This is a genomic window from Serratia sp. ID 25-353 (assembly GCF_054792795.1).
In genome coordinates this window covers 609,958-634,441 of record NZ_CM139236.1, presented here as the reverse complement: position 1 = coordinate 634,441, position 24,484 = coordinate 609,958, and the positions used below count along the sequence as shown (strand labels likewise).

26 protein-coding genes and 1 tRNA gene are annotated in these 24,484 nt (G+C 56.9%); 7 read left to right on the top strand and 20 right to left on the bottom strand.

Translation table 11 applies throughout. The features are described from left to right. Positions 1-5: 5 nt before the first annotated feature. A complete protein-coding gene (locus ACYF6X_RS02990; RefSeq protein ID WP_072145088.1) occupies positions 6-302 on the bottom strand; it encodes a YfcZ/YiiS family protein in 297 nt (98 codons plus the stop codon). A 405-nt stretch (positions 303-707) separates the two neighbouring features. On the opposite strand from ACYF6X_RS02990, the gene fadL reads away from it, so the two are divergent. Beyond that, positions 708-2,030, top strand: a complete 1,323-nt coding sequence (fadL, locus tag ACYF6X_RS02985; RefSeq protein WP_063988947.1) for a long-chain fatty acid transporter FadL — start codon at positions 708-710, stop codon at positions 2,028-2,030. Between the two features lie 118 nt (positions 2,031-2,148). Here the strand turns inward: fadL and mlaA are convergent, their stop codons facing one another. The 10 genes from mlaA to ccmA form a co-directional block, all read right to left on the bottom strand. Beyond that, positions 2,149-2,907 (bottom strand): phospholipid-binding lipoprotein MlaA, encoded by a 759-nt coding sequence (mlaA, locus tag ACYF6X_RS02980; RefSeq protein WP_021505590.1) that lies wholly within the window; start codon positions 2,905-2,907, stop codon positions 2,149-2,151. 28 nt (positions 2,908-2,935) lie between these two features. Beyond that, a complete protein-coding gene (gene ccmI, locus ACYF6X_RS02975) occupies positions 2,936-4,150 on the bottom strand; it encodes a c-type cytochrome biogenesis protein CcmI (RefSeq protein WP_130017815.1) in 1,215 nt (404 codons plus the stop codon). Beyond that, complete coding sequence (locus tag ACYF6X_RS02970) at positions 4,150-4,617, bottom strand: cytochrome c-type biogenesis protein (RefSeq protein ID WP_063988944.1); 468 nt, start codon at positions 4,615-4,617, stop codon at positions 4,150-4,152. The genes ccmI and ACYF6X_RS02970 overlap by 1 nt, the downstream gene beginning before the upstream one ends. Then, the gene (locus ACYF6X_RS02965) at positions 4,614-5,165 is read right to left on the bottom strand and encodes a DsbE family thiol:disulfide interchange protein (RefSeq protein ID WP_033653726.1); all 552 of its coding nucleotides are present in this window, start codon (positions 5,163-5,165) and stop codon (positions 4,614-4,616) included. Before ACYF6X_RS02965 ends, ACYF6X_RS02970 begins: the two co-directional genes overlap by 4 nt. Continuing rightward, positions 5,162-7,132: a heme lyase CcmF/NrfE family subunit gene (locus ACYF6X_RS02960; protein ID WP_130017814.1), complete on the bottom strand. Its 1,971-nt coding sequence runs from the start codon at positions 7,130-7,132 to the stop codon at positions 5,162-5,164. The genes ACYF6X_RS02965 and ACYF6X_RS02960 overlap by 4 nt, the downstream gene beginning before the upstream one ends. Then, positions 7,129-7,623 (bottom strand): cytochrome c maturation protein CcmE, encoded by a 495-nt coding sequence (ccmE, locus tag ACYF6X_RS02955; RefSeq protein WP_130017813.1) that lies wholly within the window; start codon positions 7,621-7,623, stop codon positions 7,129-7,131. The genes ACYF6X_RS02960 and ccmE overlap by 4 nt, the downstream gene beginning before the upstream one ends. Beyond that, complete coding sequence (gene ccmD, locus ACYF6X_RS02950) at positions 7,620-7,856, bottom strand: heme exporter protein CcmD (protein WP_004936267.1); 237 nt, start codon at positions 7,854-7,856, stop codon at positions 7,620-7,622. Before ccmD ends, ccmE begins: the two co-directional genes overlap by 4 nt. After that, positions 7,853-8,590, bottom strand: coding sequence for a heme ABC transporter permease (locus ACYF6X_RS02945; protein ID WP_004936270.1), 738 nt, complete (start codon positions 8,588-8,590; stop codon positions 7,853-7,855). The genes ccmD and ACYF6X_RS02945 overlap by 4 nt, the downstream gene beginning before the upstream one ends. Positions 8,591-8,710: 120 nt before the next feature. Then, entirely contained in the window at positions 8,711-9,370 is a 660-nt protein-coding gene (ccmB, locus tag ACYF6X_RS02940) for a heme exporter protein CcmB (protein WP_025303731.1), read from the bottom strand. Further along, positions 9,370-10,002 carry a cytochrome c biogenesis heme-transporting ATPase CcmA gene (gene ccmA, locus ACYF6X_RS02935; RefSeq protein WP_130017812.1) on the bottom strand — a complete coding sequence of 211 codons (633 nt, stop codon included), beginning with the start codon at positions 10,000-10,002 and terminating at the stop codon, positions 9,370-9,372. The genes ccmB and ccmA overlap by 1 nt, the downstream gene beginning before the upstream one ends. 229 nt (positions 10,003-10,231) lie before the next feature. Here ccmA and ACYF6X_RS02930 point away from each other — a divergent pair, with 229 nt between their 5' ends. Together ACYF6X_RS02930 and ACYF6X_RS02925 are read left to right on the top strand one after the other, a co-directional pair. After that, positions 10,232-11,158 (top strand): formate/nitrite transporter family protein, encoded by a 927-nt coding sequence (locus tag ACYF6X_RS02930; protein WP_130017811.1) that lies wholly within the window; start codon positions 10,232-10,234, stop codon positions 11,156-11,158. Between the two features lie 129 nt (positions 11,159-11,287). Beyond that, positions 11,288-11,362 (top strand) — tRNA-Arg (locus ACYF6X_RS02925). Between the two features lie 92 nt (positions 11,363-11,454). Here the strand turns inward: ACYF6X_RS02925 and ACYF6X_RS02920 are convergent. The 4 genes from ACYF6X_RS02920 to ACYF6X_RS02905 all read right to left on the bottom strand — a co-directional run bounded on the left by ACYF6X_RS02920 (position 11,455) and on the right by ACYF6X_RS02905 (position 15,437). After that, positions 11,455-12,729, bottom strand: a complete 1,275-nt coding sequence (locus ACYF6X_RS02920; protein ID WP_242512538.1) for a lactonase family protein — start codon at positions 12,727-12,729, stop codon at positions 11,455-11,457. Positions 12,730-12,749: 20 nt separating this feature from the next. Next, entirely contained in the window at positions 12,750-13,550 is an 801-nt protein-coding gene (locus tag ACYF6X_RS02915) for a helix-turn-helix domain-containing protein (RefSeq protein WP_063988939.1), read from the bottom strand. Positions 13,551-14,242: 692 nt separating this feature from the next. After that, the gene (locus ACYF6X_RS02910) at positions 14,243-14,464 is read right to left on the bottom strand and encodes a hypothetical protein (protein WP_063988938.1); all 222 of its coding nucleotides are present in this window, start codon (positions 14,462-14,464) and stop codon (positions 14,243-14,245) included. A gap of 1 nt (position 14,465) precedes the next feature. Then, positions 14,466-15,437, bottom strand: coding sequence for a YrzE family protein (locus ACYF6X_RS02905; protein ID WP_130017810.1), 972 nt, complete (start codon positions 15,435-15,437; stop codon positions 14,466-14,468). Positions 15,438-15,665: 228 nt separating this feature from the next. On the opposite strand from ACYF6X_RS02905, the gene ACYF6X_RS02900 reads away from it, so the two are divergent. Together ACYF6X_RS02900 and ACYF6X_RS02895 are read left to right on the top strand one after the other, a co-directional pair. Next, entirely contained in the window at positions 15,666-17,162 is a 1,497-nt protein-coding gene (locus ACYF6X_RS02900) for a helix-turn-helix transcriptional regulator (protein WP_130017809.1), read from the top strand. 134 nt (positions 17,163-17,296) lie between these two features. Then, the gene (locus ACYF6X_RS02895; protein ID WP_063988935.1) at positions 17,297-17,548 is read left to right on the top strand and encodes a CsbD family protein; all 252 of its coding nucleotides are present in this window, start codon (positions 17,297-17,299) and stop codon (positions 17,546-17,548) included. 208 nt (positions 17,549-17,756) lie between these two features. Here ACYF6X_RS02895 and ACYF6X_RS02890 read toward each other — a convergent pair whose 3' ends face one another. Together ACYF6X_RS02890 and ACYF6X_RS02885 are read right to left on the bottom strand one after the other, a co-directional pair. Further along, a complete protein-coding gene (locus tag ACYF6X_RS02890) occupies positions 17,757-18,440 on the bottom strand; it encodes an ankyrin repeat domain-containing protein (protein WP_080473369.1) in 684 nt (227 codons plus the stop codon). An 88-nt stretch (positions 18,441-18,528) separates the two neighbouring features. Further along, positions 18,529-20,016, bottom strand: a complete 1,488-nt coding sequence (locus ACYF6X_RS02885) for a phospholipase (protein ID WP_130017808.1) — start codon at positions 20,014-20,016, stop codon at positions 18,529-18,531. Positions 20,017-20,400: 384 nt separating this feature from the next. Here ACYF6X_RS02885 and dsdC point away from each other — a divergent pair, with 384 nt between their 5' ends. Further along, entirely contained in the window at positions 20,401-21,330 is a 930-nt protein-coding gene (gene dsdC / locus ACYF6X_RS02880) for a DNA-binding transcriptional regulator DsdC (RefSeq protein WP_063988933.1), read from the top strand. A gap of 11 nt (positions 21,331-21,341) precedes the next feature. On the opposite strand, the gene ACYF6X_RS02875 is transcribed toward dsdC, so the two are convergent. From ACYF6X_RS02875 to ACYF6X_RS02865, 3 genes are read right to left on the bottom strand one after another with little or no spacing between them, the layout of a single operon-like run. Further along, positions 21,342-21,644, bottom strand: coding sequence for a hypothetical protein (locus tag ACYF6X_RS02875; RefSeq protein WP_033635406.1), 303 nt, complete (start codon positions 21,642-21,644; stop codon positions 21,342-21,344). A gap of 3 nt (positions 21,645-21,647) precedes the next feature. After that, positions 21,648-22,571, bottom strand: a complete 924-nt coding sequence (locus ACYF6X_RS02870) for a DMT family transporter (protein ID WP_107227578.1) — start codon at positions 22,569-22,571, stop codon at positions 21,648-21,650. 46 nt (positions 22,572-22,617) lie between these two features. After that, a complete protein-coding gene (locus ACYF6X_RS02865; RefSeq protein ID WP_063988932.1) occupies positions 22,618-22,908 on the bottom strand; it encodes a hypothetical protein in 291 nt (96 codons plus the stop codon). Between the two features lie 410 nt (positions 22,909-23,318). Here ACYF6X_RS02865 and ACYF6X_RS02860 point away from each other — a divergent pair, with 410 nt between their 5' ends. Then, positions 23,319-24,470 carry a porin gene (locus ACYF6X_RS02860; RefSeq protein WP_130017807.1) on the top strand — a complete coding sequence of 384 codons (1,152 nt, stop codon included), beginning with the start codon at positions 23,319-23,321 and terminating at the stop codon, positions 24,468-24,470. Positions 24,471-24,484 lie beyond the last annotated feature (14 nt).

Sequence of the window (24,484 nt, the reverse complement as noted above, 5' to 3'; positions counted from 1 at the left end):
GAGGATTAACGCAGGCCGAGCTGGAAGATCAGGGTTTCCGCCTGGCAGGCGAAGGTGAAATCGGCCTCCAACTGCACGCCGCCGTCAACCGGTTTAATGCTACTGCTGATGTCACAAGGGTCGGATTCTACCGCGCGCGCCTTTTCGCTCAGTGCGGCCAGCATCGCCTCCGCATCTTGTTGATTGCTGAACACCTGGCTGTAGGACGCGGTGCAATCGGTGTTATCCATCACGGTGCCGACATCCACACAGCAACACGCGGCGGTTTCCTGGGCGCTGCATTTATTAATTGCATCTGACATGATTGGTTCTCCTCAAGGGCCTCGGTTATCAGCCCAAATTGCCGTTTTACTCACCGGCACAAAGCCACAAAATTCTGCGGTTATTTTACGCTTCCACGCCGTCAATCACTAGCACTTACTTTTACTGGGTGTTTTAAGTGATGGAAATCACAAATAAAAATGAGCGTCTGCTAAGGAATGGTAAGAATTTTGTTATTTACCGCTGGCTTTTTGTTAAGCAGATCTCTTTTTTGATATCAGATTGGAAATATTTCAAAAACAAACTTGCAACATTTTCACAGGTCAGACCTATACTTCAGCCACTGGTCTGATTTGTCTGAACGATAACGGACCCTACAATCCCGCGCTCCTTGTTACCTCGTGTAACAATAGTTTAAATAATAAACACATAATGAGGTTTTGGTCATGAGCCAGAAAAACCTATTGACTAAATCAGCTCTCGCAGCTGCAGTGGCAATTATTTCTTCAAACGTGTCTGCCGCAGGATTCCAGCTGAATGAGTTCTCATCAGCTGGTTTAGGACGTTCGTATTCTGGCGAAGGCGCCATGGCGGATACGGCGGCCTCGGCGAGCCGCAACCCGGCATTGTTGATGATGTATACCCGCCCGGAACTCTCCATCGGCGCAGTCTTCATCGACCCAGACGTTGACATCACCGGTAAATCGCCTTCCGGTGCCAGCCTGGACTCAAAAAATATCGCCCCTGTCGCCTGGGTGCCGAACCTGCATTATGTTCACCCGATTAACGATCAGTTCGCCGTAGGCGGCTCGGTCACCAGCAACTACGGTCTGGCGACCGAATTCAACGACGGCTATACCGCCGGCGCTTACGGCGGCAAGACCGATCTGACTACCGTTAACCTCAACCTGAGCGGCGCCTACCGTCTGAACCAACACTTCAGCTTCGGTCTGGGCTTCGATGCGGTGTACGCCAAAGCCAAACTGGAACGCTACGCCGGTGAATTGCCGAAGCTGATCGCAGGTTCTGGCCAATTACCGCCGCAGCTAGCCGGCCCGGTATCACAGATCCCGGCTGATACCCAAATTTCGCATCTGAAAGGCGATAAATGGGGTTACGGCTGGAACGCCGGCATCCTGTACGAAGTGGACGAAAATAACCGCTACGGTTTCACCTATCGCTCCGAAGTCAAAATCAAGTTTGACGGCGATTACAAAAGCAGCCTGCCATCGGCCTATAACCCAATTCTGGGTTCCCTCGGCCTGCCTTTGGGCACCAACGGCAGCACCATCCCCGGCTCTCTGGATCTGAACCTGCCAGAGATGTGGGAACTGTCCGGCTACAACAAAGTTGCGCCGCAGTGGGCCATCCACTACAGCCTGGCGTACACCAGCTGGAGCCAGTTCCAGGAGCTGAGAGCCACCGGCAACAACGGCCAGACGCTGTTCGAAAAGCATGAAGGCTTCAAAGACGCTTACCGCATCGCGCTGGGTACCACCTACTTCTACGACGACAACTGGACCTTCCGCGGCGGTGTCGCCTTCGATGACAGCCCGGTGCCGGCACAGAACCGTTCCATCTCCATTCCGGATCAGGATCGCTTCTGGATCAGCGCAGGTACCTCTTACGCGTTCAACAAAGACGCGTCGGTTGATGTCGGCATTTCCTACATGCACGGCCAGAAAGTCACCATCAAAGAAGGCCCTTACACCTTTAACTCTGAAGGTAAAGCCTGGCTGTACGGCGCCAACTTCAACTACCGCTTCTAATCTCGCTTGAGAAAGAAGCCAAAGCGCCCCGTGGGGCGCTTTTTTTTTGCCCGTCGCTTGCCGCCGACATAAAAAAAACCCGCCTGACGGCGGGTTTTCATTGGCGTAACGCCCGTGATTACTGCGAGTCGATCTCGTCCAGCTCGCCCTGGATCGCCTTGGCGTTCGGATTCTCTTCCGGCTTGAGCGAGCCGCCGTTGGCGATGAAATCGTGGCGCTGGAAGTAAGCCTCGCGCACCATGATATAAGGATCGGAGGAGTTGCGCAGCAGGCCGTCGGAATCCAGCAGCTGGGCACGGGTTTCGATTCCCTCGACCACCCATTTGCCCGCCGACATCCAGAAGGTCAGGTAGCTCAGCATCGGATACAGCGTATCCGCAAAATCGCCGCCTTCGTCACGCAGCGTGAAGCTGCCGTAGCCCGGCAGCATCACGTACGGGCCGTAACCCACATCGTAATGGCCCAGCGTGCTGCCGAAGCGGTTCGGTTCTTCGCGCGCCAGTTTCGGGTTGGCCATGCCGGCCACGTCGATCAGGCCGCCCATCCCGAGCAGGGTGTTCAGGAAGAAACGGTTGAAGTGGATCATCCCGCGGTAAGGGTCGCCCTTCAGGAAGGCGTTGACCATGCTGGCCGGCTCTTCCAGGTTGGAGGTGAAGTTGCTGATGCCGTTACGCGCCGGCATCGGCACGTAGTCGCGCCAGGCCACCGCGACCGGGCGCAGGATATAAGGATCCAGGACGTTGTAGTTGAAGTCGAACATCGTCCGGTTAAATCCTTCCAGAGGATCGGAACGCCCTTGCGGATCGTTGTCTGGCGCGCTGGCACAGCCCACCAGTAATACCGTTGCGAATGCCACCCCAGTCAGGCGAAAGTTCATATTTTTCTCCATAAAAACACGTTCGGTCTTATTTTTCAGGGACCTGCTTGTTTATCTGAACGCTAACCTGCTCTTTACCGCTGAATGTCTGCAGCGAGCTTTCGCCGAACCAGTCTCCCGGCTGCGGCGTGGCCAATCCGTCCTGTGAGAGGCGCACACGCACCTGCACCTGATGCTGCGCCGAGAGTAGACGCTCGGGCATCATGGCGTTGCTGTCATCCAGAGAGAAAGACAGCGGAAAACGGCTCAGCGGCAATTGTTTTACCGCCACCGGTACCGGGCTGGCGCCGTCGGTAACCGAGATGACCAGCGTCCCCTGCGGCGGCAGGGCTTTCGCCGCCTGCGGTGACAGCGAAACGGTCACATTCAGTTTAACAGTTTCTCCGCCGGCCTGGGCTTTTGCTTGTGCAATGCTGCGCTTTATCACTTCCGCGCGCGGATCGTTGGCCGGCAGCAGCTGCAGCATCACCTGCCAGGCGCCGATCGCCTGCTTGAAGTCGCCCTGTTCGAAGGCATTGAACGCCAGCAGGCTCAGCACCCGCGGATCGCCGTGATTTTCTGCGATCATGCGCCGCAACAGCTGCGTCGCCCGCTTGTTATCCTCCGGATCGTTGGAGCGCGTCAAGACCTCGGCATAGCCGAGCCGCACTTCCAGACTATTCGGATCCAATTGATAAGCATGGGCAAACGCCTGCGTGGCGGTGGTAGCGTTGTTCAGCGCCATGCCAACCCGCCCCAGCATCATCCAGTCGTTGATGTTGCGATCGTCCTGCTGCAGCGCGGTGCGCAGCCCCAGCCCGAGACGGGCGATCTCTTCCATGCTCAGCGGTTTGGCGCGCTCATTGGCGACGCGCTCGCGCAATTCCGGCATTTGCGCCTGCGCCAGACGCCAGTCCAGCACCTGCGCCAACCCGCCGGTTTTCAGATAAAAGCCAACGGTCACCGCCAGCAATAACAGCACGCCCGGCACCAGCGCCCAGCGGTTGATCGGCTGCGCCTGCACCGCCTGCTCGACGGGAATGTCGTTCAACAGGTTCTGTTGCAGCTCTTTGACCAGCTCCGGGCGCTCGGCCACCACGCCCTGCTGCTCGTCCTGCTCCAGCTCGCTGAGGCGATCCTGATAAAAAGCCTTGTTCAACGCATCGCGCGTGGCGGCGCTCTGCTTGCCGTGGCGCATCGCCGGCACCACCAGCAACGCGGCGGCGCCGGCCAGCAACACGCAAATAATCAGCCAAAAAGCCATTAGGGTTTCTTCCTGTCAGTCTCTTGCAACAGCGCCGCCAGGCGCTGCCGTTCCCGTTCGGAGAATGCGTCGTCCACCGCCGCGTCGGGCCGCCGACGGGCGCGCAGGATCACTACCGCCCCGCCAATCAGCACGAACAGCAGCGGGCCGATCCACAAGATCAGCGTCGCCGGCGTTACCGGCGGCTCGTAGGTGACGAAGTTGCCGTAGCGCGCCACCATGTAATCGATGATCTGCTGCTTGCTTTGCCCCTGCATCATCAGCTCGTACACCTTGGTGCGCATGTCGGCGGCGATGATGGCGTTGGAATCGGCAATGCTGTTGTTTTGGCATTTCGGGCAGCGCAGCTGTTCGGTCAACTCGCGATACTGCTGTTCCTGCTCGACGGAGTTGAAGCGATAGGTATCGATCGCCGCGACGGCGCTCCAGCTCAGCAGCGCGGCGCACAGCAGGACAATCAGCCTCATGCCTCACCCCCGTACTTTTTATACAGCGGCAGCACTTCCTGCTGCCAGACGCGCTCATTCATGTCGCCGGCGTGGCGATAGCGAATAATCCCCTGGCCGTCGATAAGGAAGGTCTCAGGCGCGCCGTACACCCCAAGATCCAACCCCAGCATGCCGTCGCCGTCGTACAGGCTGAGGGCATAGGGATTGCCGAGGGAATTCAGCCAGGTCACCGCCTTGGCGCGGTCGTCTTTATAGTTCAGGCCGACCACCCGCACGCCGCGCGCCGCCAGCGTATTAAGGTACTGGTGTTCCGCGCGGCAGGTCGGGCACCAGGTGGCCCAGACGTTGAGCAATATCGGCTTGCCGTCGCGCAGCACCGCCTGATCGTAAGTTTTGCCGGGCTGATCCAGCGATTCCAGCCTGAAGGTCGGCACCGGTTTGCCGATCAGCGCCGATTCCAGCATGGTCGGATCTTCACCGCCGGCGTTGCGCGTCAGTTGCACCATCAGTGCCGCCACCAGCAGCAGGAAGAGGACCAACGGGATAAACAGCAGCTTACGATTCATGGTTGCGCCTCCAGCTTGCCTTCGCGCTTGAGTTTTTTGCTCATGCGGTAACGCGGGTCGAGGATGCACAGCAGGCCGCCGATCGCCATAAAGACGCCGCCGAACCAAATCCAGCGCACGAAGGGTTTGTAATACAGGCGTACCGCCCAGGAACCGTCCTCCAGCTCCTCGCCCAGCGCCGCGTACAGATCGCGGCTGAAACCGCCGTCGATCGCCGCTTCGGTCATCATGCTGCGCGCCACGCTGTAGTAGCGTTTTTCCGCGTGCAGCGTCGCCTCCGGCTTGCCGTTGCGCGTGACGTCGATGATGCCGACGCCGCCGCTGTAGTTCGGACCGCGAATGTCGTGCACGTCGCGGAACACGAAGTGATAGTTGTGGATATCCACGCTGTCGCCGGCCTTCATCCGCACGTCGCGTTCCACGCTGTAGTTCTGGCTGAAGGCGATGCCGATCACCGTCACCGCCACGCCGAGGTGGCCGAGTACCATGCCCCAGTGGCTGCGGGACAGCTGGCGCAGCCCGCGCCAGAAACCGTGACGGTGGGTGGCGCGCTCATGCAGCTCCATCAGCGTCAGGATGATCACCCACAGCGCCATGATCAGGCCCACCACCGTCATGCCGGCGATGCTGTCCTGCAGCAGCCACGGCAGCAGGATTGACAACACCAGCGTCGCCAGCAGCGCCACGCCAAGGCGCCGCCACAGCTTGCCCGGCTCATCGCGGCGCCAGCGCACCAGCGGCCCGATGCCCAACAGCAGCGCCAGCGGCGCCATCAGCCAGGTGAACATGGTGTTGAAGAACGGCTCGCCAATCGAGATGCTGCCCAGCCCCAGCTGTTTGTGCACCAATGGCAGCAGCGTGCCCAACAGCACCACCATCATGGCGGCGATCAGCAGCACGTTGTTGCCCAACAGGAAGGTCTCGCGCGAGAAGGTCTCGTGCTGCACCCGGCTGCGCACCTGGCCGCCCTTGACCGCGTACAGCAGCAGCGAACCGCCGATCACGATCACCAGATAGGCGAGGATGAACATGCCACGCGCCGGATCGGAGGCGAAGGAGTGCACCGAGACCAGCACGCCGGAGCGCACCAGGAAGGTGCCCAGCAGGCACAGCGAGAAGGCGGTGATCGCCAGCAACACCGTCCAGGCTTTGAACGTGCCGCGTTTTTCGGTCACCGCCAGCGAATGCATCAGCGCGGTGCCGGCCAACCACGGCATAAAGGAGGCATTCTCCACCGGATCCCAGAACCACCAGCCGCCCCAGCCCAGCTCATAGTAGGCCCAGGCCGATCCGAGCACGATACCGAGCGTGAGGAACACCCAGGCGGCGGTAGTCCACGGGCGTGACCAGCGCGCCCAGGCGGTGTCGAGCCGGCCGGCCATCAGCGAGGCGATGGCGAAGGCGAAGGCGACCGAGAAACCGACATAGCCCATATACAGCAGCGGCGGGTGGAAGATCAGGCCGATATCCTGCAGCAGCGGGTTGAGATCGCTGCCGTCGATCGGGAAATTCGGCAGCGTGCGGGTGAACGGATTGGAGGTCATGATGATGAACAACAGGAAACCGGCGGTGATCATCCCCATCACCGACAGCACCCGCGCCACCGCATCCTGCGGCATCGCCCGGCTGCACAACGCCACCGCCAGCGACCAACAACTCAGCAGCAGTACCCACAGCAGCAGCGAACCTTCATGCGCCCCCCAGGTGGCGGCGATACGGTAATACACTGGCAGTTGGGTATTGGAGTTGGTGGCCACGTAGGCGACGGTAAAATCGTTGACCACGAAGGCGTGCACCAGGCACAGGAACGCCAGCGCAATCGCGGCGAACATGCCGTAGGTCAGCGGGCGGGCTACCGCCATCATGCGGCTGTCTTGCCGCGCCGCGCCCCACTGCGGGTAAATGCTCAGCAGCAGCGCGATCGCCAACGCCAGGCACAGCAGAAAACTGCCCAGTTCCGGCATCATGACTTGGTGCCCTCCGCCTGCGGCGCGTTATACGCTTCCGCCGGGCCTTTGTGGTTCTCTTTCATTGCGTCTGCCACTTCAGGCGGCGTGTATTTTTCATCGTGTTTGGCCAGCACTTCGCGCGCATTGACCACGTTGCCCTCACCCAGCACGCCCTGTGCCACCACGCCCTGCCCTTCGCGGAACAGGTCCGGCAGAATGCCGGTGTAGGTCACGCCGATCGCGCCGCGCGCGTCGTAAATCTTGAAGCTGACCTGCAGCGTATTGGGATCGCGTTTCACCGAGCCCGGCATCACCATGCCGCCGATGCGCAGCCGCTGGCCGACCTCGGGTTTCTCATGATTTTCGCCCTTGCCCTGCAGGATTTCACCCGGGGTATAGAACAGATCGATGTTGGAGCGCAGCGCGTACAGCATCAGGGTCGCGGTCAGCGCGATACCGATCAGCACAACGATCGCCAGATAAAGGCGGCTTTTACGACGTGGATTCACAATGATTTCTCCCGCGGTGCGGCGGATTTTTGTTTTGATTGTTGCGCATGGCGAATGCGCCGCTCGCGCGCCTGACGGCGGCCGATCTCGGCGAGCAACTGCCGCCGTTGCCAGACGGTGTGCGCCACCAGCCCCAACAGCGAAATCAGCGTGGCGGCGACCGCCAGCCAAACATAGAAGGCGTAACCGCCCATGGCGAAAAACGCCGACCAGGAATCGAACGCGGCATTCATGACTGACGCTCCTTATTCACCAGCCCGGCGACCCACGGGCGCTGGCGCTCCTGGAACAGGATCAGATTGCGCAGGCGCATCAGCGTCAGCGTGACGAACAGCAGCAGGTAACCAAGGATCGCCCAGCGCAGCGGGGTGCGCATGCTTGGCGCGATAGACTGCTGCATATTGGTCGAGCCCTGATGCAGCGTATTCCACCATTCGACCGAAAAATGGATGATCGGGATATTCACCACGCCCACCAGCACCAGAATCCCGGCGGCGCGGCCCGCCAGACGGCGGTCTTCAAAGGCGTTGTACAGCGCGATGACGCCCATATAAAGGAACAGCAGCACCAGCTCGGAGGTCAGACGCGCATCCCACACCCACCAGGTGCCCCACATCGGCTTGCCCCAGGCGGAGCCGGTCACCAGCGCGATAAAGGTGAACACCGCGCCGATCGGCGCCATCGCCGCCACCACGGTATCGGACATTTTCATCTGCCACACCAGGCCGATAAACGCCGCCACCGCCATCGAGGCGTAGATACCCATCGACCACATGGCCGCCGGCACGTGAATATAAATGATGCGGAAGCTATCGCCCTGCTGATAATCCTTCGGCGCGAAACCAAAGCCCCATGCCCAGCCAAGCAGCAGGCAGGCCGCCGCCGCCAACCCCAGCCAGGGGATAAAGCGGCCGCAGACGTGATACAGCCGTTCAGGCCGCGCCAGTTGATGTAACCATTTCCACATTGTCGTCAGTGCTCACGGTAATTTTTATGCGTCGGCCGCCCCGAGCGATCGAAACGGCGAAAATCTTCTGCGGGGTACGCTCTTGTCGGCCTTGCCCCGTCTGTTCATTCAATCAGTTAGCTAGTGCACGCTCACTCGCAGCGCCGCCGCGGTGGCAAACGGCGCCAATGTCACGCTGCCCGCCAGCATCGCGCCGAGTATCGCCAGGTAACCGTCGATCGGCATGCCCATCGAGGCGGCGTCGATCGCGCCGGTGGCGAAGATCAGCACCGGGATATACAGCGGCAACACCAGCAGGCTGAGCAGCACGCCCCCTTTGCGCAGGCCGACGGTCAGCCCCACGCCGATAGCGCCGATCAGGCTCAGCGTCGGCGTGCCGAGCAGCAGCGTCCCCGCCACCGCCAGCCAGGTCTGCATATCGAGCGACAGCAGCAACGCCACCAGCGGCGACAGGATCAGCAGCGGCAGCCCCGTCACGACCCAGTGAGCACACACTTTGCCCAGCACCGTCATCGGCAGCGGCGTCGGCAGCAGCAACAGCTGCTCCAGCGAGCCGTCGAGGAAATCGTCGCGAAACAGCCGCTCCAGCGACAGCAGCGAGGCCAGCAGCGCCGCCACCCACACGATGCCCGGCGCAATCCGCGCCAGCAGCTGCGGCTCCGGGCCAATCCCCAACGGGAACAGCGTGATCACAATCAGGAAAAACCACAGCGGGTTGACGATCTCCGAACCTTTACGGCAGGCGATCTTCAGTTCACGGCGCACCAGGGTCAAAAACATCACAGGCTCCCCGCGTCATGTTCCGCCAAACGAACTTTACCCACCGTTTGGCTGACACCGGCCAAATCCTGATGGGTGGTCAACAATACCATGCCGCCCCGCTGCGCATGTTGTTCAAAAAGGCTAATCAACTCGGCTACGCCCTGCTTGTCGATCGCCGTCAGCGGCTCATCGAGGATCCACAGCGGCGCCGCGCTGAGCCACAGCCGCGCCAGCGCCACGCGCCGCTGCTGCCCGGCGGAAAGCTGCGCCACCGGCAGATCCTCGTAACCCACCAGCCCCACCTGCTCCAGGGCGCGCCAGATGGCCTGATGCTCGGTTGTGCCGCGCACCGCCTGATAAAACTGCAGGTTTTCGAAGGGCGTCAATACGGCTTTGATGCCGGGCTGATGGCCGATAAACAGCAAATCTTGCTGGTAACCCGCACGATCGCGCAGCGTGTTGCGCCCCCGCCAGCAGACCTCGCCGCCGTCCGGCCGCGCCAGGCCGGCGAGAATGCGCAGTAAACTGGTTTTGCCCGCGCCGTTCGGCCCTTCTACCTGAATGATATCGCCCGGATGAACTGAAAAGCTTAGCTCGCTAAACAGGATGCGTTCATCGCGCACGCAACTCAGACTTTTGGCTTCCAGCATCGGGGAACTCATATTTTTCTTTGGGATAGCGAATCATAGCATAAGCCTTTCCCCGCACGCAGCCCGCGGCGGGCGCGCCGACGGGCCAATATGGCGAGCAGGATCAAGAATGCGTGGAAAAAATCGGCGGATTTTAACTCTTGTTACCTTTTTCTGTATTTCGCCGCATTTAGGTCGGGCAACTACGCTTAATAACGTGAACTCACCCTTATTGAGCAGGAGCGACAGCATGAGCGAACAGCAACGCCAGGAACACGAGCCGGATGAAACAATGCAGGTAGAGAGCAAAGAACAGGAACAGGGCAAGCGAGAAATCGAAGTCAGGGAAGAGAATTTGCCGTCGCGCGCGGCGGCGGTGCATGAACAGATCCGGATGGAAGGCGAAAAAGAGCTGGAGCGCGACGGGCTGGCGCTGCTGTGGTCGGCGATCGCCGCCGGTCTGTCGATGGGCGCCTCGCTGGCGGCAAAAGGCATTTTCCACGCCCGTTTGCCGGACGATCCCAGCCGCTTTTTCATCGAGAACCTCGGCTACACCTTCGGTTTCATCATTGTCATCATGGCGCGCCAGCAGTTGTTTACCGAAAACACCGTCACGGCGGTATTGCCAATCATGCATAAACCCACCCCGCGCAACCTGCTGATCCTGCTGCGCCTGTGGGGCGTGGTGCTGCTCGGCAACCTGATCGGCACCGGACTGGCGGCGCTGGCGTTTACCCATATGCCGCTGTTCGACGCCGAAACGCGCGGCGCCTTCATCAGCCTGGGCGAAGAGGTGATGCGCCATACGCCGGGAGAGATGTTCGCCAACGGCATCCTGGCCGGCTGGATCATCGCCACCATGGTGTGGATGATCCCGGCCGCCGGCGCGGCGAAAATTTGGGTGATCGTGCTGATGACCTACCTGGTGGCGATTTGCGATTTGACCCATATCGTGGTCGGCTCGGTCGAGATCCTGTATCTGGTGTTCAACGGCGCGATTGGCTGGTCAGAATTCATTTACCCGTTCGCCCTGCCGACGCTGGCGGGCAACATCATCGGCGGCACCTTTATCTTTGCGCTGATCAGCCACGCGCAGATCCGCAACGATTTGAGCGCCAAAAACCAGGCCGCGCATCGGCAAGAGGAAAAGCGGCGCCACGGCGGGGAAAAACCGTGATCGCCGTCGGTTAGCCGAGGAAATTTCGGCGTGAACTGGCGAGGTATTGAGCAAACGCGCCGCTAAGCGCTTATTCTGCGGGTAAAAAAAGGTATAATGCCCCGGCAGCGTCGGTTGCCGGCCCGCAGCGTCCCCGTAGTTAAACGGATATAACAAGCCCCTCCTAAGGGCTAGTTACTGGTTCGATTCCAGTCGGGGACACCATTCTTTCTAATCCAGCCATTCCCCATCCTCCGCACCTGCGATCACTCTTTCCCCTGTTCAGACCCGATTTCCCCCACGCGTTATAATTGGCATTAATTAAAAAACTTAATATCCGTCGGCGTTGAAATCGTCGCCGCCTGCCCTCTGGCCTGCAACTCACCCTTTTCATCATCGAAATCGAACAGCGTCACGCTATTGGTGAATACATTCGTCACATAGAGATGGTTACCACCGGCATCGAAAGCGAGCGCACGCGGCTCAATGCCGCCGGCCTCATAGCGCGTCGGCACGCCTGGCAGACCGTCCCTGCCTATTTTTAATACCAGCAGGTGGTTATCGGTGCCGCGATGGGTGGCAATAAGATATCTGCCGCTCGGGCTCAGGATAATGGCCCCACCGCTTTTCGCCTCCGCCGAATCGAGGCCGCCGTTCAGTTTCACTTTCCCTTGCCGCGTCAATCGATTGTCGTTAACGGCAAACGCCTCGATCTCGCCCGCCATTTCGGTGATGACATAGGCATAGTCGCCTGCCGGCGAGAACACCATGTGCCTTGGGCCGGCGCCGGGCGCAAAGGCGACATCGCGCGAAGCATCCGCCTGCAACGGCTGCGCGTTATCCGAACGATAGCGGTAGGCGTGCAGCTTATCGCCGCCGAGGTCCGCCGCGTACAGGTATTGGCCATCGCGGCTGAAGGTGGTGGAGTGCGCATGCCCGCCTTCCTGGCGCCCCTGCACGATGCCGGAGCCGGGCGTAAACGGATAATGCTGTACGCGTTCACCCAGCCTGCCGTCGCTGCCAATCGGCAATACCGTCACCCCCGCGCCGCCTTTGGCGACGGAATAGTTGGCGACCAACAGAAACTTGCCGTCCGGGCTGAGGGTGGCATGCGTCGGCTGCCGACCCGCGCTGCTCACCGTATTCAGCACCCGCAGGCTGCCAGCCTGGTCTATCGCCAAGGCGGTCACCGTTCCCGCGTCCTCCTCATTGGTGGCATAGGCAAAACGGCCATCGCGGGATGTGACGATCCATGACGGGCTTTTCATCTTAATCACATTGAGCAGCGTTAACGTGCCGTCGCCATTTACCGCCAGATGATAGAGCCCTTCACTGGGGTACGCCGGTTTCTGCACGGCCGGCGCATCCGGAATATGGGTCCAGGTGCCGACTAACGCTATTTGCTGATGCTCCCGATTATTTGCCATCGCATTTCCTGAAAACATAAAGAGCGTTAATGCCATTGTTAATTGAATGACCTGCCAGCCTAAACCGGCCGCGTTCACTCTGCCAGGCACAGACAACGTTAAAGGTAGCATACATAAAGCGTAATGACGTTCATTCATCGAATCGGGGGATTTCTCTACACTCATGACATCTCCTTTTCTCAACGCTACGCCACAGGAATAAGTATGTCGACATTGACGACTCGACTATTTAAATGTTCGTTTCTATATAGCTCGATAAAAAAGCTTTCTCTCACTTTGACATTAATAGCCGGCAAATAGGCATCATAAATGCCTGCAAAAAAATCAATGTACTCAGGCAGCTCTCCCATAAAAGGGATGACAATATATTTCCCTCTGGGTATGTAGAAATTGAAGATAGAATGAAAAACTTCTTGTTCCTTACCGTTTGAATGCCATTTTCCCGATCTGTTTTTTTCCGCGCTATAAACCTTTCCATGCTTGCTTAACCATTTCTCATTAGTCTGCGTAATGTCACCGGCATCTCTGCATTTTCTTATGGAATGGAAAATCAATGCTTTGTACTGTTTTAATAACTCGATATCATCCGGCATGACCGTGTGATAAAAATAGGGTTTCTTGTCATTGCCATACGGTGGGATCTGGATGGAAAAATCCCATCCCCGGCTGTTTCTAAAGCTGTTGGGCGTTTCGCCAAAGAAACGTTTGAATGCCCGCGTGTAACATTGCTGAGAGGCAAAGCCCGATGCCAGGGCGACATCCAATATGTTCCCTTGGTGTTGTTTAAGCAAGATTGCGGATCGGCTCAGCTTTCTGTGCCTGATATAAGTCCCGAGCGTCATGCCAAAATAATGCTTAAATAACCGTTGCAAATGCCATTTGGAGTACCCTGAGATAATGGACACTTTCTCAACGGATAGCCCCTCTATAATATTCTTCTCCATATACTCTAACACCTGTAAGAGAATATCTTTTCGATAGTCCATATGCGCTCCTTGCTTTTATAAAAATCGTGTCCTTTTCATTAAAATCGTTAACCAACCCAATCAAGTCATTAAGATTAATCCTAAAAAAGTTCACCCTGACAACGCCATTTTCGCGGCATAGGAAAAGCCATTACTTAAATAACTGAAAATGATCATGTTATATCAATCCACCCGCGAAAAATGCGCAGAACAAAAACAGTCAACATAAAATGCTTCCGTCAAAGATGCATTTACATCACCAGGGTGAATCACACTTTTTGTTAATTGTTTTATCTTAACGTGTTTTTTTACACCCCACAGACATGGCTGAATAGGAATTTCATCATCGCAAATTAAATCGTATTTTATTGTTTGGCCGGCTGATAAAATTATTGGGCCTAATACGAAAAAGTATGAACGGTGGCGAAGGAAGATACGGTGGATAAGCGCAAGACCTTAACCTCGGGCCCGATAATCGTAGATCGTCATTGAGAGTTTCTTTTTTATCTTTTCCCGCACAGTAAAGAATCGACGTTTCAACAAACCTTGTTCAATGCCCTATTCCCTCCATGCCAATTGGAGCGCCACTTATGCCCTGGTGAACCGCCTCCCCTTTTCTCGTAAGAGTGCCCTGTCTGCTTACGCAGTGCTTTATTGCCAAAGCACGGCAAAAAGCCCGGCGCGCAAAGCCGGGCTTTTCATTCACGGGCTGATCAATCAGCCAGGTTGTCGATCTCTGCGGACCTGTGCTTGCGCAACAGATACAGCAGCAAAGACACCCGCCGCTCGGTGCGTTCCGGGGTATCCGGCGGCAGGTTGTAGCGCAGGGTATAGCGCTCATTATTCTCGTTGCAAAAATCGATGACGAGCACGGGAGCAGAGGCCCCGACTACTTTTCGATAATTCAGCGAGATGCACGACAGGTTTTTTTTCATCTCAACTCACCGCGACAGTGCGGCGGGTTGATTCGGCAATCCGCCCCACGCCAGCGCTCAGCGCGGCGCCCAACAGCAGCACCAACAGCGACCCCCACGCGGCACGCGACAGCTGTTTGGCCGCTTCATCGGCCGCTTCACGCGCTTTCTGCTCGGCCTCGGCCTTGAGTTTTTCCACTTTCTGCACCGCCTGCTGGTAAGCCTGAGCGTAGTTATCGACGATTTGGCTCGCTTCATCGCGGCTCTTGCCGGTGCGTGCCGCAACGATATTCACCAACGCATCCTTGTCGGCGACGCTCAACGTCGGCTCACCGGACTGCTTGACACGGTCGAACCACTGTTTGAGCTCGGAGGCGGCCTGTGCCGGATCGGCAGCCGCGTCCATGGCCGATTGCTTGCCATCGGCGGTCGCCCTGTCGGCCTTCTGTTCTAATCGAGCCGGATCCAGTTCCGGCTTACCGGTCTGCTTGAGCGTGGCGTTCAACTGATTTTCCAGGCTTCCCCAGTCGAGGCTGATGCCCTTTTTATCCAGCTGTTGCTTGATGCCTTCGCCCACGTTTGGCGCTGCCGCCGCTAGGCCGTTGCCCGCCAGCGAAATCCCTTTACCCACCGCGCTGCCCGCCAGCCCCACCACGCCGCTAGCCAATGAAGCTACCAGCCAGGTGGTCAACAAGGTGGTGATCGCCCAGCTCAGCAATCCATGCAAACCGCCGCGGTTCGGCGCGGTGCGGCCGGCGACGAACGCGCCGGCGGCCAGCGACGCCAGCGTTGAAACCAGCAGCCAAATCCCGGTGCCGGTGCCAAAGCCGCTCAGCGGGTTGCCCTTTTGCATCATATCCACGGCCTGGGCACCGATAGCCGTACCCAGCACGCTGAAGATCAGATAAGTCACCAGCGCCACGGCACTCCCGGCCAATATCGAGCCCCATGACACCTGAAACGCAAAGCGATTTGATTCATAGACAGTGGTCATCGTTGTTCCTTATATTTTCTGGACAAGTGATTGCACACACGGCGGATAACCGCGCAGACAAATCCAGTCTGCCGCGCGGCGTCGTCGGCCGTCCCGGTTCATTTGCGCCAGAATGACTAGTGCATTCACACCCTGCGAATACGCACGTTATGCACTAAGCTGCTCAGCGAGTAGCGTAACCCGCGGCCCCGTCAGAGGCCGCTCCCCCTTCTGTCTAGCGGAGAGCACATGAACCCATCCGTCCTGGCCAGCGAAACCCACCGCGGCCACCTGCAGCAAATCATCTCCGGCTTGTCCGACGGCGTGATCCTGACGGATACCGATCAAACGCTGCTCTGGGCCAACGAAGCCGCGTTGGCCATGCATGGCGTGAGCCACCAGAAAGCCCTGGGGGCCAATGCCGCCGAGTACGCGGCGCGGTTTGCCCTGCGCTATCGCAACAATCACCCGCTGGCGCTGGAACAGTACCCGCTGAACCGGGTTGCCGATGGCGAGACCTTCACCGATGTGGTGGTGGAAGTTCGGCAGGTCGACGATCCGGAGAGTTTCTGGGTACACCGCTTGCGGAGCCTGATTATCACCGATGCGCAGGGGCAGCCGGAGCTGCTGGCGCTGATCCTGAGCGACGCGACGGAGTGGGCCAGCGCCGAACAGCGCTTTGAAAAAACCTTCAACGCCAATCCGGCACCGGCGGTCATTTGTCGGCTAAGCGACCTGCGTTATGTCAAGGTCAATCAGGGGTTCCTCGATATGACCGGTTACCAGCGTGAACAGGTCATGGGGCGTTCGGTTTATGAACTCGACGTTTTAGAACAGGCGGAGCACAAAGAGCTGGCGATTCAGCGCCTGGGGGAAGGCGCCACCATTCCGCAGATGGAGGCCGAGCTGAAACTGCCCGGCGGAGGAAGCAAGCTGGTGGTGGTTGCCGGCCAACCGCTGGACTTCAATGAAGACGACTGCATGCTGTTCACTTTTACCGATCTCGAACCCCGGCGCCAGGCGGAATCGGCGCTGCGGGAAAGTGAAGAGCGGTTCGCCAAGGCATTTCGCCTGAGCCCGGTGCCGACGTTGTTGTGTACGGCGCACGAGCGGCGCGTGCTGGACGTCAACGAAGCCTTCACCCGCACCACCGAGTACGACGCCGAAGCCTTGATCGGCAAGACGGTCGATGAGATCCAATTTATTGACGATCCCGAGGCGAACCGCCGTTTGTTTGCCGCGCTGGAAAAAAGCGGTAACGTCGAAGGGCTGGACATCCGGGTGCGCAAGAAAGGGAGCGAGTCGATCGACTGCGTGGCCTCGGCGGATGCCGTCAGCATTCACAATGCGCCCTGTTACCTGCTGGTGCTCATGGACATTACCGAACGCAAACGCTCGGAGCTGGAACTGGTGAGCGCCATCGAAGAAGTGATGCAGGACGCGTCCTGGTTCAGCCAAACCTTGATTGAAAAACTGGCCAACGTGAAAAGCATCAACCGGCCCGATCAGACCGGATTTAACGCCAGCGATCTCACGCCGCGCGAGCGCGATGTGCTGGAATTGATTTGCGAGGGGCTGCCGGACAAGAAAATCGCGGCGCGTCTCAATCTGGCGCTCAACACCATTCGCAATCATGTCGCGACGGTCTATTCCAAACTTGGCGTGCACAGCCGCAGCGAAGCCATCGTCTGGGCCAGAGAGCGCGGGCTGTTTACCGGCGGGCCGGCCACCAGGAACGGCAAGTAGCCTGCAAATGCACTATCTGCACCGATGCAAACGCCCCTTATCGGCACAAAGTGAAGTGCATAACATGGAGGTGCAAATGCAGGCTTTCGCCCTGTGCGGAAGCCAAACGGATCGAACCTTAGGAGCGCATCATAATGAACAGCGAAAAAGCCAATGGCATGATGGAAAAAGTAGCGGGCAAAGCGCAGGAAATAGCGGGCGACGTCACCGGAAACGAACGTTTGCAGGCCGAAGGCGTCACGCGCTATGCAGCGGGCGCGCTGCAAGAAAAATACGGTGACGCCCTGAGCTGCGCCGGCAGCATGATGAAGAAAAACCCCCTCGCCGCGTTAGCCCTCATTGCTGGTGCAGGCCTGTTGGCCGGCCTGCTGCTGCGCCGCCGTTGATGCGCGCCGACAAGCATACCGTTTTTCCCTGAATGCCGCGCCCGGAGGGTAACCACCGGGCGCGGTTCTTTTCGGCCAAAGAGCAAACATAGCGAACATACGGTCTTATCAATTTATTCAATCAATATTTATAGAAATCCATGGCTCGCCTTTGTTTGAATACAGGAAAATATTTCTTCCATACCCTATCTATCACAGCGTCAGAAAATTATGACCTCGGCCATTTCACCCCACGCTCTATTATCATTTTTCTGATGGTCAGACATTCGTCGTTATACTCTCCGCCTTCCTTGCTGTTTTTTATTTCTTTACTGACCATCTCAACTAAGGAAACACCTTTCTTATTTATGGGGTTAGGATTAGCGCCGTTATTAAGAAGATACTTAACATTATCAAATGATGAATACCTAAAAGCATCCATCACCACGGTTTGGCCAAGAACATCTCTTGCTTCTAAGTTCGCACCATATGCAACCAGAACCTTCAGGGTTTCTGCGTTACTGGCTTTTGAAGTTTGAAATATGATAGGTAACTCGTCTACCTTACCCCGAGCATCTGGAGACAACCCCCCATCAAGCAATGCCTTTAACCAAATACCGTTGTCTAATTTTGCCATCCATTCAGCAGGACTGGCACCGCCATTGGGGCGAGGTTGCAGTGGATCGGCTCCGGCCTTTACCAACTCGGTCGCAATCTGCAGCCGTTCCGGCGTAGCATTATCATGAGTCGACGTCGCCAGGGCAAAAAACAATAATGTCATATCATGTTCACCGGGGCTGTTCAGATCCGTCTCTTTCGCCAGCCGTTTGATGTCACCGATATTCCCATCGCGGATCGCCTTAGCCAATACAAGCTGTTGACCTGTAAAGTAACCTTCTGGCGGCAAGTCCATTCCTTTCTCCTTACATCCGGTTGTAAGCACCAATCCAATCGCGATGAACAACACTGCGAACACATTAAAAACTTGTCTCATCGAGTTTCTATATCCTGTGGCCGATTGTGGCGATATCGTCGTCTTTTTCCTGTTCGATGCAGTCTATCACTTGTTGGATGCCATGTCGGTCACCCATATTGCCCACACCGCCATCAAGCGTGTGTTTAACACCAACGGCATCCGGCAAATGCGATGATAATTTTTCCTTCGCGGCCAATAACGCAAGGTTGCCATTAACGTCGATAAAATCTTGCCTGAGATCGAATTCCTGTATCCTCGTCAAAACTTCGCCCTTCACCCGGTAGGCGTTGATAATATCTTCACTGCCCACCAAGGAACCGCCATATTTCTCCACGGTACTCGAATTCAATCCCGCAGCATTAAATGTCCACCCTGGCTTACCACTAGCAATGGATGCAGCAGAAGCCAAACCGCCCCCCAATGAATGCCCTGAAATATCGATTTTTGTTGTAGAGCCATCTAACCGTTTACCTATAGCAACAGCCTTTTTATAATATTCAGACTCAGCCCCCCGACCTTGATTGAAATTATTCGTCCAGTCTTCCAGATTTTTTATCTCCGGCAGTTCACGATCAATAAATATCTTCTTCGCCGCATTCAATTTGCCGTTAGGGAGCTCAGGCATTCTTGATCCGCGAAAGACGACTGTCGGATTCATGTCATCGCCAAACACGGCTCTATCCGGTGCATAAATTCTCGACAAAAAGTTTGCTTCGGTCTCATTATCAAAAAGCATGTCCCTGCGAAGCTCCAATTTTTCTAAAAAACCGCCGTCATTACTCACATCCCGCCATCCTTCAGGCACGCCAGGCGTAGCCGCCAACGGGTTGGTCGTGTTATAGACATTCTGCGCCAGCTTGGCCTTTTCCACCGCGACGTTATTTTGCGCCAGGCGTTGCGCCGCAATCCGCGCATCCGGATAGATACTTCGCTCCCCTCGACCAATCAGATATTTTCTCGCCTGCCAACGCGCCTGTTTGCTCATTGGGCGAACAACCTCTTTGATGACGGTAAGGCTTGAGCCAACGGCGGTGGCCACCGCCTGCATCATCGGCGGATTTTTAGCGGTGTTTTGTCTCGGGGGCAAGGAAGTTGGTTTAGGCCTGGCGGCGTATCGGCTGATCATCTCTTCATAACGTTGAATTATACGTTCGACGGGGTACTGCGGCGGTAATACAGTGCCGGGATAGCGCTGCAGGCGCCCTTGCGCATTGATGAAAAACGGATATTTGACGGGGCTCCAGGCGCCGATACTGGCATCAACGGCCAGCAAACTGCCGCGTTTTAGTTCGTCAAACACGCCGCGCTTCATGCCGCTATCTTCCCGGTAACTCGATACGCCAATACCGGACTGCGTATTGCGTGTGATAGTGTGCCTGCTCGATATCGACGACATGGACGAACCGCCGAACAGGTAATGCCGCTCCAGCTCATAACGCGCATCGGCGGGATTGAGGATGCGGGCAAATTTCTCCGGCGCCAACGATTCCGACATAAAATAAATCAACTGCACAATGGCCTCCCTTCGGCTTGCTACTGGCTTTCCCTTCGTCTGTCAGTGAACGTCACTGGACGAGCCCGTTTTTCATCATACCTACAGCTCAACTTGACCGATACGTGCGTAAGAAATAACGGCCTTATTTTTCACCGTTTCTCCTTCTACGTCACATTTATCTTTAACAGGTTTATGTCAGACCTCGTCAATTTCTAATTTCAGTCTGCCAGCAGACAAGTCATTTATCGGTTCATGTTATCTCATCATCTTAATCCTTAAAATCTATGACGGTAATCAGTAAACAGGGCCCTGATATATAACCTGAACATATTAATCAACTTGGGTTTATCACTCATGCCATTAAGTGTTAATATTAGCGCATTGCGCGCACGGAGAAATAGCATGTTCCCCAGTAAAAAACATTCACAGCGGGCCACCCCGCTGACCAGCTATCAATTTTCCCGGCTGCATACTTTCGAATGCGTCGCCCGTCATTTATCTTTTGCGCTGGCGGCACAAGAATTGTCGATCACCCCCAGCGCCGTAAGCCACCGCATTAATCTGCTCGAAAAGGAGTTGGGTTTTCTGCTATTCCAGCGCTTTCATCGCAGAATTACCCTGACGCCGGAGGGCGAGCGCATGCAATGGGCGCTGGACAGCTCCTTCAACACGCTGAATCAGGAAATTCTGGACATCAAAAATCGCGAGCTGACGGGGACGTTGACCCTCTATTCGCACCCTTCTCTGGTGCAATGCCTGCTGCTGCCGCGCATCGGCGACTTTATCGCCCAGCACCCCACCATTCATCTCAACATTCTGACCGGGCAGGAGATCATCAACCTGGCCAACCGCGGCGTGGACTTGGCGATGTACTTCGGCAAACTGCCCTCGGGGCGGCATCTGGACGAGGCCTTTATGCAGGAATCGATGGTGCCGATCTGTACGCCGCAGTACGCCGCCGCACATAGCCTGTACGATGCGCCGGAAAACCTGGCCCGCTGCACGCTACTGCACGATCGCTACAACTCCGGCGAAGATGAGTGGCAAACCTGGTCGCAACACTTTGCGCTGGGGCTGGATACCGACAGCAAAAGCATGGAGTTCGACCGCTCCGATCTCGCGGTGCTGGCCGCCACGCGGCACCTTGGCGTCGCCATGGGGCGGCTCAATCTGGTGCAGGATTGGATCAAAAGCGGCGAGCTGATCATTCCGTTCACCAACATGACCGTGCCCTGCGAGCACTGCTATTTTACCTCGACCATCTCCGAGCGGCAGTGGCCGAAAATCCTCGCGTTCAAGCAGTGGATCATGAAAATCGTCCCTCTGGTCTGATGGCCAGAGGGTTAGCGCTCTATTTTGGGGGAATAAGAAAAATTCAGCGCGCAGGCGTAGAGCCGGCCGGCCTTTGAATAAGAGATATATTTGCGGTTTTTATCCCAAGTAAGCAGGGAATTATTGGCAAAATAATAAACCTCCAATTGCATCCCATTAGCCAACCTCGACCAGCCTCGGCTTCGTATCACAGTAAAATCACCGTTATCGCTGAGCGTAATCAACGGTACGCCCCAGGCATAGCGGGATATTTGCAGCTGAATAATGAATTGGCTTTCGCAGCTTATTTGGTAGTTTTGTACATCAACATCCATAATTTATATTTTTGGTGCCACCCTTCGGTCAAAATAAATAAGATAAGAACAACTCACCACGATTAACCCCAGTACGATCAGTACAGCACCCAATACAAACTCAATTTGTAGCGGTTCGCCGAGAATGACGCCCCCCGCCAGGATGCCGAATACCGGCGTCATAAAGGTGAGAATGCCCAGCGAGGAAGCCTGATAACGGCGCAGCAGCGAAAACCAGATCAGGTAGCTGAAAAATGACACCACCACGGTCTGGAACAGCAGGCTGTACCAGGCCACCGGGCTCAGGGTGAAATGCAGGTTTCCCGTCGCCAGCGCCGGCAACGACAACAGCACACAGGCGCCCGTCAACTGAAACAGCAGCGTCTGTTTGGCCGGGCACTCCGCTAGGCGCGTGGTGCGGATCACCAGGGTAGAGCCCCCCCAGGCGATCCCCGCCAGTAAGCCATAGAGATCGCCTTTCAGCCGATCGGCCCCGCCGCTTCCCTCAGCCATACCCGATATGGCCAGCACCACGCCACCAAAGGCGATGAGCATGCCCAGCCACTGCACCGGCGACAGACGCTCCTGAGGAAGGAGAAAATGCAGGCCGAGGGCGGAAAACAGCGGCGCGGTGTACAAAAACACCGCCATATGCGAGGCGCTGGTGTAACGCAGCCCTGCGGAGACAAAAAAGAACTCCAGCGCGAACAATACCCCCACGCTCAAACCGGCGCTCAGCGTGGCGCGATCCCAGGTAAAGCGCTCGCCGCGCCAGCGCGCCAGCAGGTATACCCCCAGTGCGGCGAGGCCCGAGCGAATGGCAATTTGCAGCACCGCCGACACATCCGGCTCGACGGCCTTGATCGCCACCTGTTGCATTCCCCAGATGGCGCATAGCATCACCATCGCGGCGGCAGCCCTGCCGTCGATTCCGATTCTCGCATTCATAATAGGGTTCTCGCCGCCGTGAGAATAATAACGGGCTACCGTCGCGTTATTCTTTATACACCACGATTTCCTGGTAAAGCTTAATAACCTCACCGTCGCTGTCGACGGAGTCGGTATATTCGGTTTGCTGCGCCAAATGAATCACCCTCCATCCTTTTCGCGCCAGTTCAGGGATCGTCAGGCGCCCCACGCCGCGGCAGGAAAACAGGGTATCATCAGACAATCTGAGCTTGCTAACCTCTGCATAATCATAAGCTTGAGAATGACAAACGTGCGACTCCGCCGCCATCGCCGGTAATGAAAATAACCCCACTAACAACATGAACAGATTTCTCATGGCGACCTCCCAATCGCTTATTCCTGCCGACCGATTACGCAGAAAAAGGCTAACGTTAATACGCCGGTGACAGGCTGAAATTAATTATCTCTTGCACGACTAAAATTACAGGCTGACGCCAATGACTGACAAATGAAAAATATAAACCTTGGCGTTAGATGAATTCATCCGAATCGAGAGGCATGAAAAACGGCCCTTCTCACCGCACGAAATGGTCAAAAACCGGCCAATAATTAGCAAGAAAAGTAATTCTTTATCCCACCGTTTATGTTACAAATGCGGCCCGCCGCTAAAACACCAAAAAAAACCGTCAAAATGCGTGAAAACGCAGCGTTCTGCGCAAAACATCGGCATGGCGGCGCTGATGGGGGCGCTGATGGGGGCGGTCATACATAAAACAGGGATAACACATGGCAATGAAATTGCGCGTATTGACTCAAGCGGTGGCGCTGGGTCTGGCGATCGGCAGCGCGTCGTTCGCCGCTCAGGCGGAAATCACCCTGCTGAAGCAGGATCCGCAGGCCGGCGATCCGCTCAGCCGCCTGAACTTCACCGTTGGCGGCAGTATCCGTCCGCAGTTCAACAACATGACGGGCGACGGTGACAAGGGCTCCTACAAGCGTAACGGCTTCGACGGCGGCACCCGCTTCCGTTTCGCGGCGGACTACTACCTGTTCGACGATATCAGCTGGATCAGCTACTACGAGCTGGGCGTAAACATTCCTGCGCTGTTCGACTGGGATCATCACTATGCCGACGGCGCGAGAAACACCAGCCGCCGCATGCTGTACACCGGCCTGAAAAGTAACACCTGGGGCCAGATGACCTTCGGCCAGCAGAACAGCGTTTACTATGACGTGGTGGGCGCCAAGACCGATATCTGGGACTACGACATGTTGGCCCAGGCGCCGGGCAACGGCATCAACGGCGACTACGACGGCTCTTACCGTTCACGCAAAATGCTGAAGTACAAGAACCGCTTCGGCGATGCGGACGTTTATGCGTCGTATCTGTTCAGCGACAGCGACTACCTGCCGGGGAACGGCCTGCGCTATAAGCGCAAAGGCGGCGGCTCACTGGGCGTGGATTACCACATCACCCAGGATCTGACCTGGGGCACCGCCTGGAACTACACCCGCGCCGAAATGCGCAATCCGTCCACCAGCGACAGCAAGAGCTATGACCAGAACATTTTCGGCACCGCCATCAGCTGGAAACCGGACAACTGGACCCTCACCTTTGGCGGCGGTTACTACAACGACTTCCTGACCACCAAGAAAGCCGACGTCAATAATTACTTCGCCGGCGATGCGTGGGGTATCGAATACCTGGCCGGTTATACCGTGCCGGTGGGCCAGTACGCGGTGAAATCGGTGATGCCGTACTTTATGGGCGACCGCCTGGAATACATCAGCGGCCGCAACTACCAGCGCATCGACAACGGCCTCGGGGTGACCGTGCAGTTTGACTACGGCTTCCGCGTTGACGTAGAGCACGTGCTGACATCGAGCACCGACAACCTCGGCGATATGACCGTGGTGCGTCTGCGCTACGATTTCTGATTGCTCAGAACGTA

Bases quoted from the DNA above. Each gene is read 5' to 3' on its own strand.
- ACYF6X_RS02990 (WP_072145088.1), bottom strand. From the start codon at position 302: ATGTCAGATGCAATTAATAAATGCAGCGCCCAGGAAACCGCCGCGTGT.
- fadL (WP_063988947.1), top strand. From the start codon at position 708: ATGAGCCAGAAAAACCTATTGACTAAATCAGCTCTCGCAGCTGCAGTG.
- mlaA (WP_021505590.1), bottom strand. From the start codon at position 2,907: ATGAACTTTCGCCTGACTGGGGTGGCATTCGCAACGGTATTACTGGTG.
- ccmI (WP_130017815.1), bottom strand. From the start codon at position 4,150: ATGGCTTTTTGGCTGATTATTTGCGTGTTGCTGGCCGGCGCCGCCGCG.
- ACYF6X_RS02970 (WP_063988944.1), bottom strand. From the start codon at position 4,617: ATGAGGCTGATTGTCCTGCTGTGCGCCGCGCTGCTGAGCTGGAGCGCC.
- ACYF6X_RS02965 (WP_033653726.1), bottom strand. From the start codon at position 5,165: ATGAATCGTAAGCTGCTGTTTATCCCGTTGGTCCTCTTCCTGCTGCTG.
- ACYF6X_RS02960 (WP_130017814.1), bottom strand. From the start codon at position 7,132: ATGATGCCGGAACTGGGCAGTTTTCTGCTGTGCCTGGCGTTGGCGATC.
- ccmD (WP_004936267.1), bottom strand. From the start codon at position 7,856: ATGAATGCCGCGTTCGATTCCTGGTCGGCGTTTTTCGCCATGGGCGGT.
- ACYF6X_RS02945 (WP_004936270.1), bottom strand. From the start codon at position 8,590: ATGTGGAAATGGTTACATCAACTGGCGCGGCCTGAACGGCTGTATCAC.
- ccmB (WP_025303731.1), bottom strand. From the start codon at position 9,370: ATGTTTTTGACCCTGGTGCGCCGTGAACTGAAGATCGCCTGCCGTAAA.
- ccmA (WP_130017812.1), bottom strand. From the start codon at position 10,002: ATGCTGGAAGCCAAAAGTCTGAGTTGCGTGCGCGATGAACGCATCCTG.
- ACYF6X_RS02930 (WP_130017811.1), top strand. From the start codon at position 10,232: ATGAGCGAACAGCAACGCCAGGAACACGAGCCGGATGAAACAATGCAG.
- ACYF6X_RS02920 (WP_242512538.1), bottom strand. From the start codon at position 12,729: ATGAGTGTAGAGAAATCCCCCGATTCGATGAATGAACGTCATTACGCT.
- ACYF6X_RS02915 (WP_063988939.1), bottom strand. From the start codon at position 13,550: ATGGACTATCGAAAAGATATTCTCTTACAGGTGTTAGAGTATATGGAG.
- ACYF6X_RS02910 (WP_063988938.1), bottom strand. From the start codon at position 14,464: ATGAAAAAAAACCTGTCGTGCATCTCGCTGAATTATCGAAAAGTAGTC.
- ACYF6X_RS02905 (WP_130017810.1), bottom strand. From the start codon at position 15,437: ATGACCACTGTCTATGAATCAAATCGCTTTGCGTTTCAGGTGTCATGG.
- ACYF6X_RS02900 (WP_130017809.1), top strand. From the start codon at position 15,666: ATGAACCCATCCGTCCTGGCCAGCGAAACCCACCGCGGCCACCTGCAG.
- ACYF6X_RS02895 (WP_063988935.1), top strand. From the start codon at position 17,297: ATGAACAGCGAAAAAGCCAATGGCATGATGGAAAAAGTAGCGGGCAAA.
- ACYF6X_RS02890 (WP_080473369.1), bottom strand. From the start codon at position 18,440: ATGGACTTGCCGCCAGAAGGTTACTTTACAGGTCAACAGCTTGTATTG.
- dsdC (WP_063988933.1), top strand. From the start codon at position 20,401: ATGTTCCCCAGTAAAAAACATTCACAGCGGGCCACCCCGCTGACCAGC.
- ACYF6X_RS02875 (WP_033635406.1), bottom strand. From the start codon at position 21,644: ATGGATGTTGATGTACAAAACTACCAAATAAGCTGCGAAAGCCAATTC.
- ACYF6X_RS02870 (WP_107227578.1), bottom strand. From the start codon at position 22,571: ATGAATGCGAGAATCGGAATCGACGGCAGGGCTGCCGCCGCGATGGTG.
- ACYF6X_RS02865 (WP_063988932.1), bottom strand. From the start codon at position 22,908: ATGAGAAATCTGTTCATGTTGTTAGTGGGGTTATTTTCATTACCGGCG.
- ACYF6X_RS02860 (WP_130017807.1), top strand. From the start codon at position 23,319: ATGGCAATGAAATTGCGCGTATTGACTCAAGCGGTGGCGCTGGGTCTG.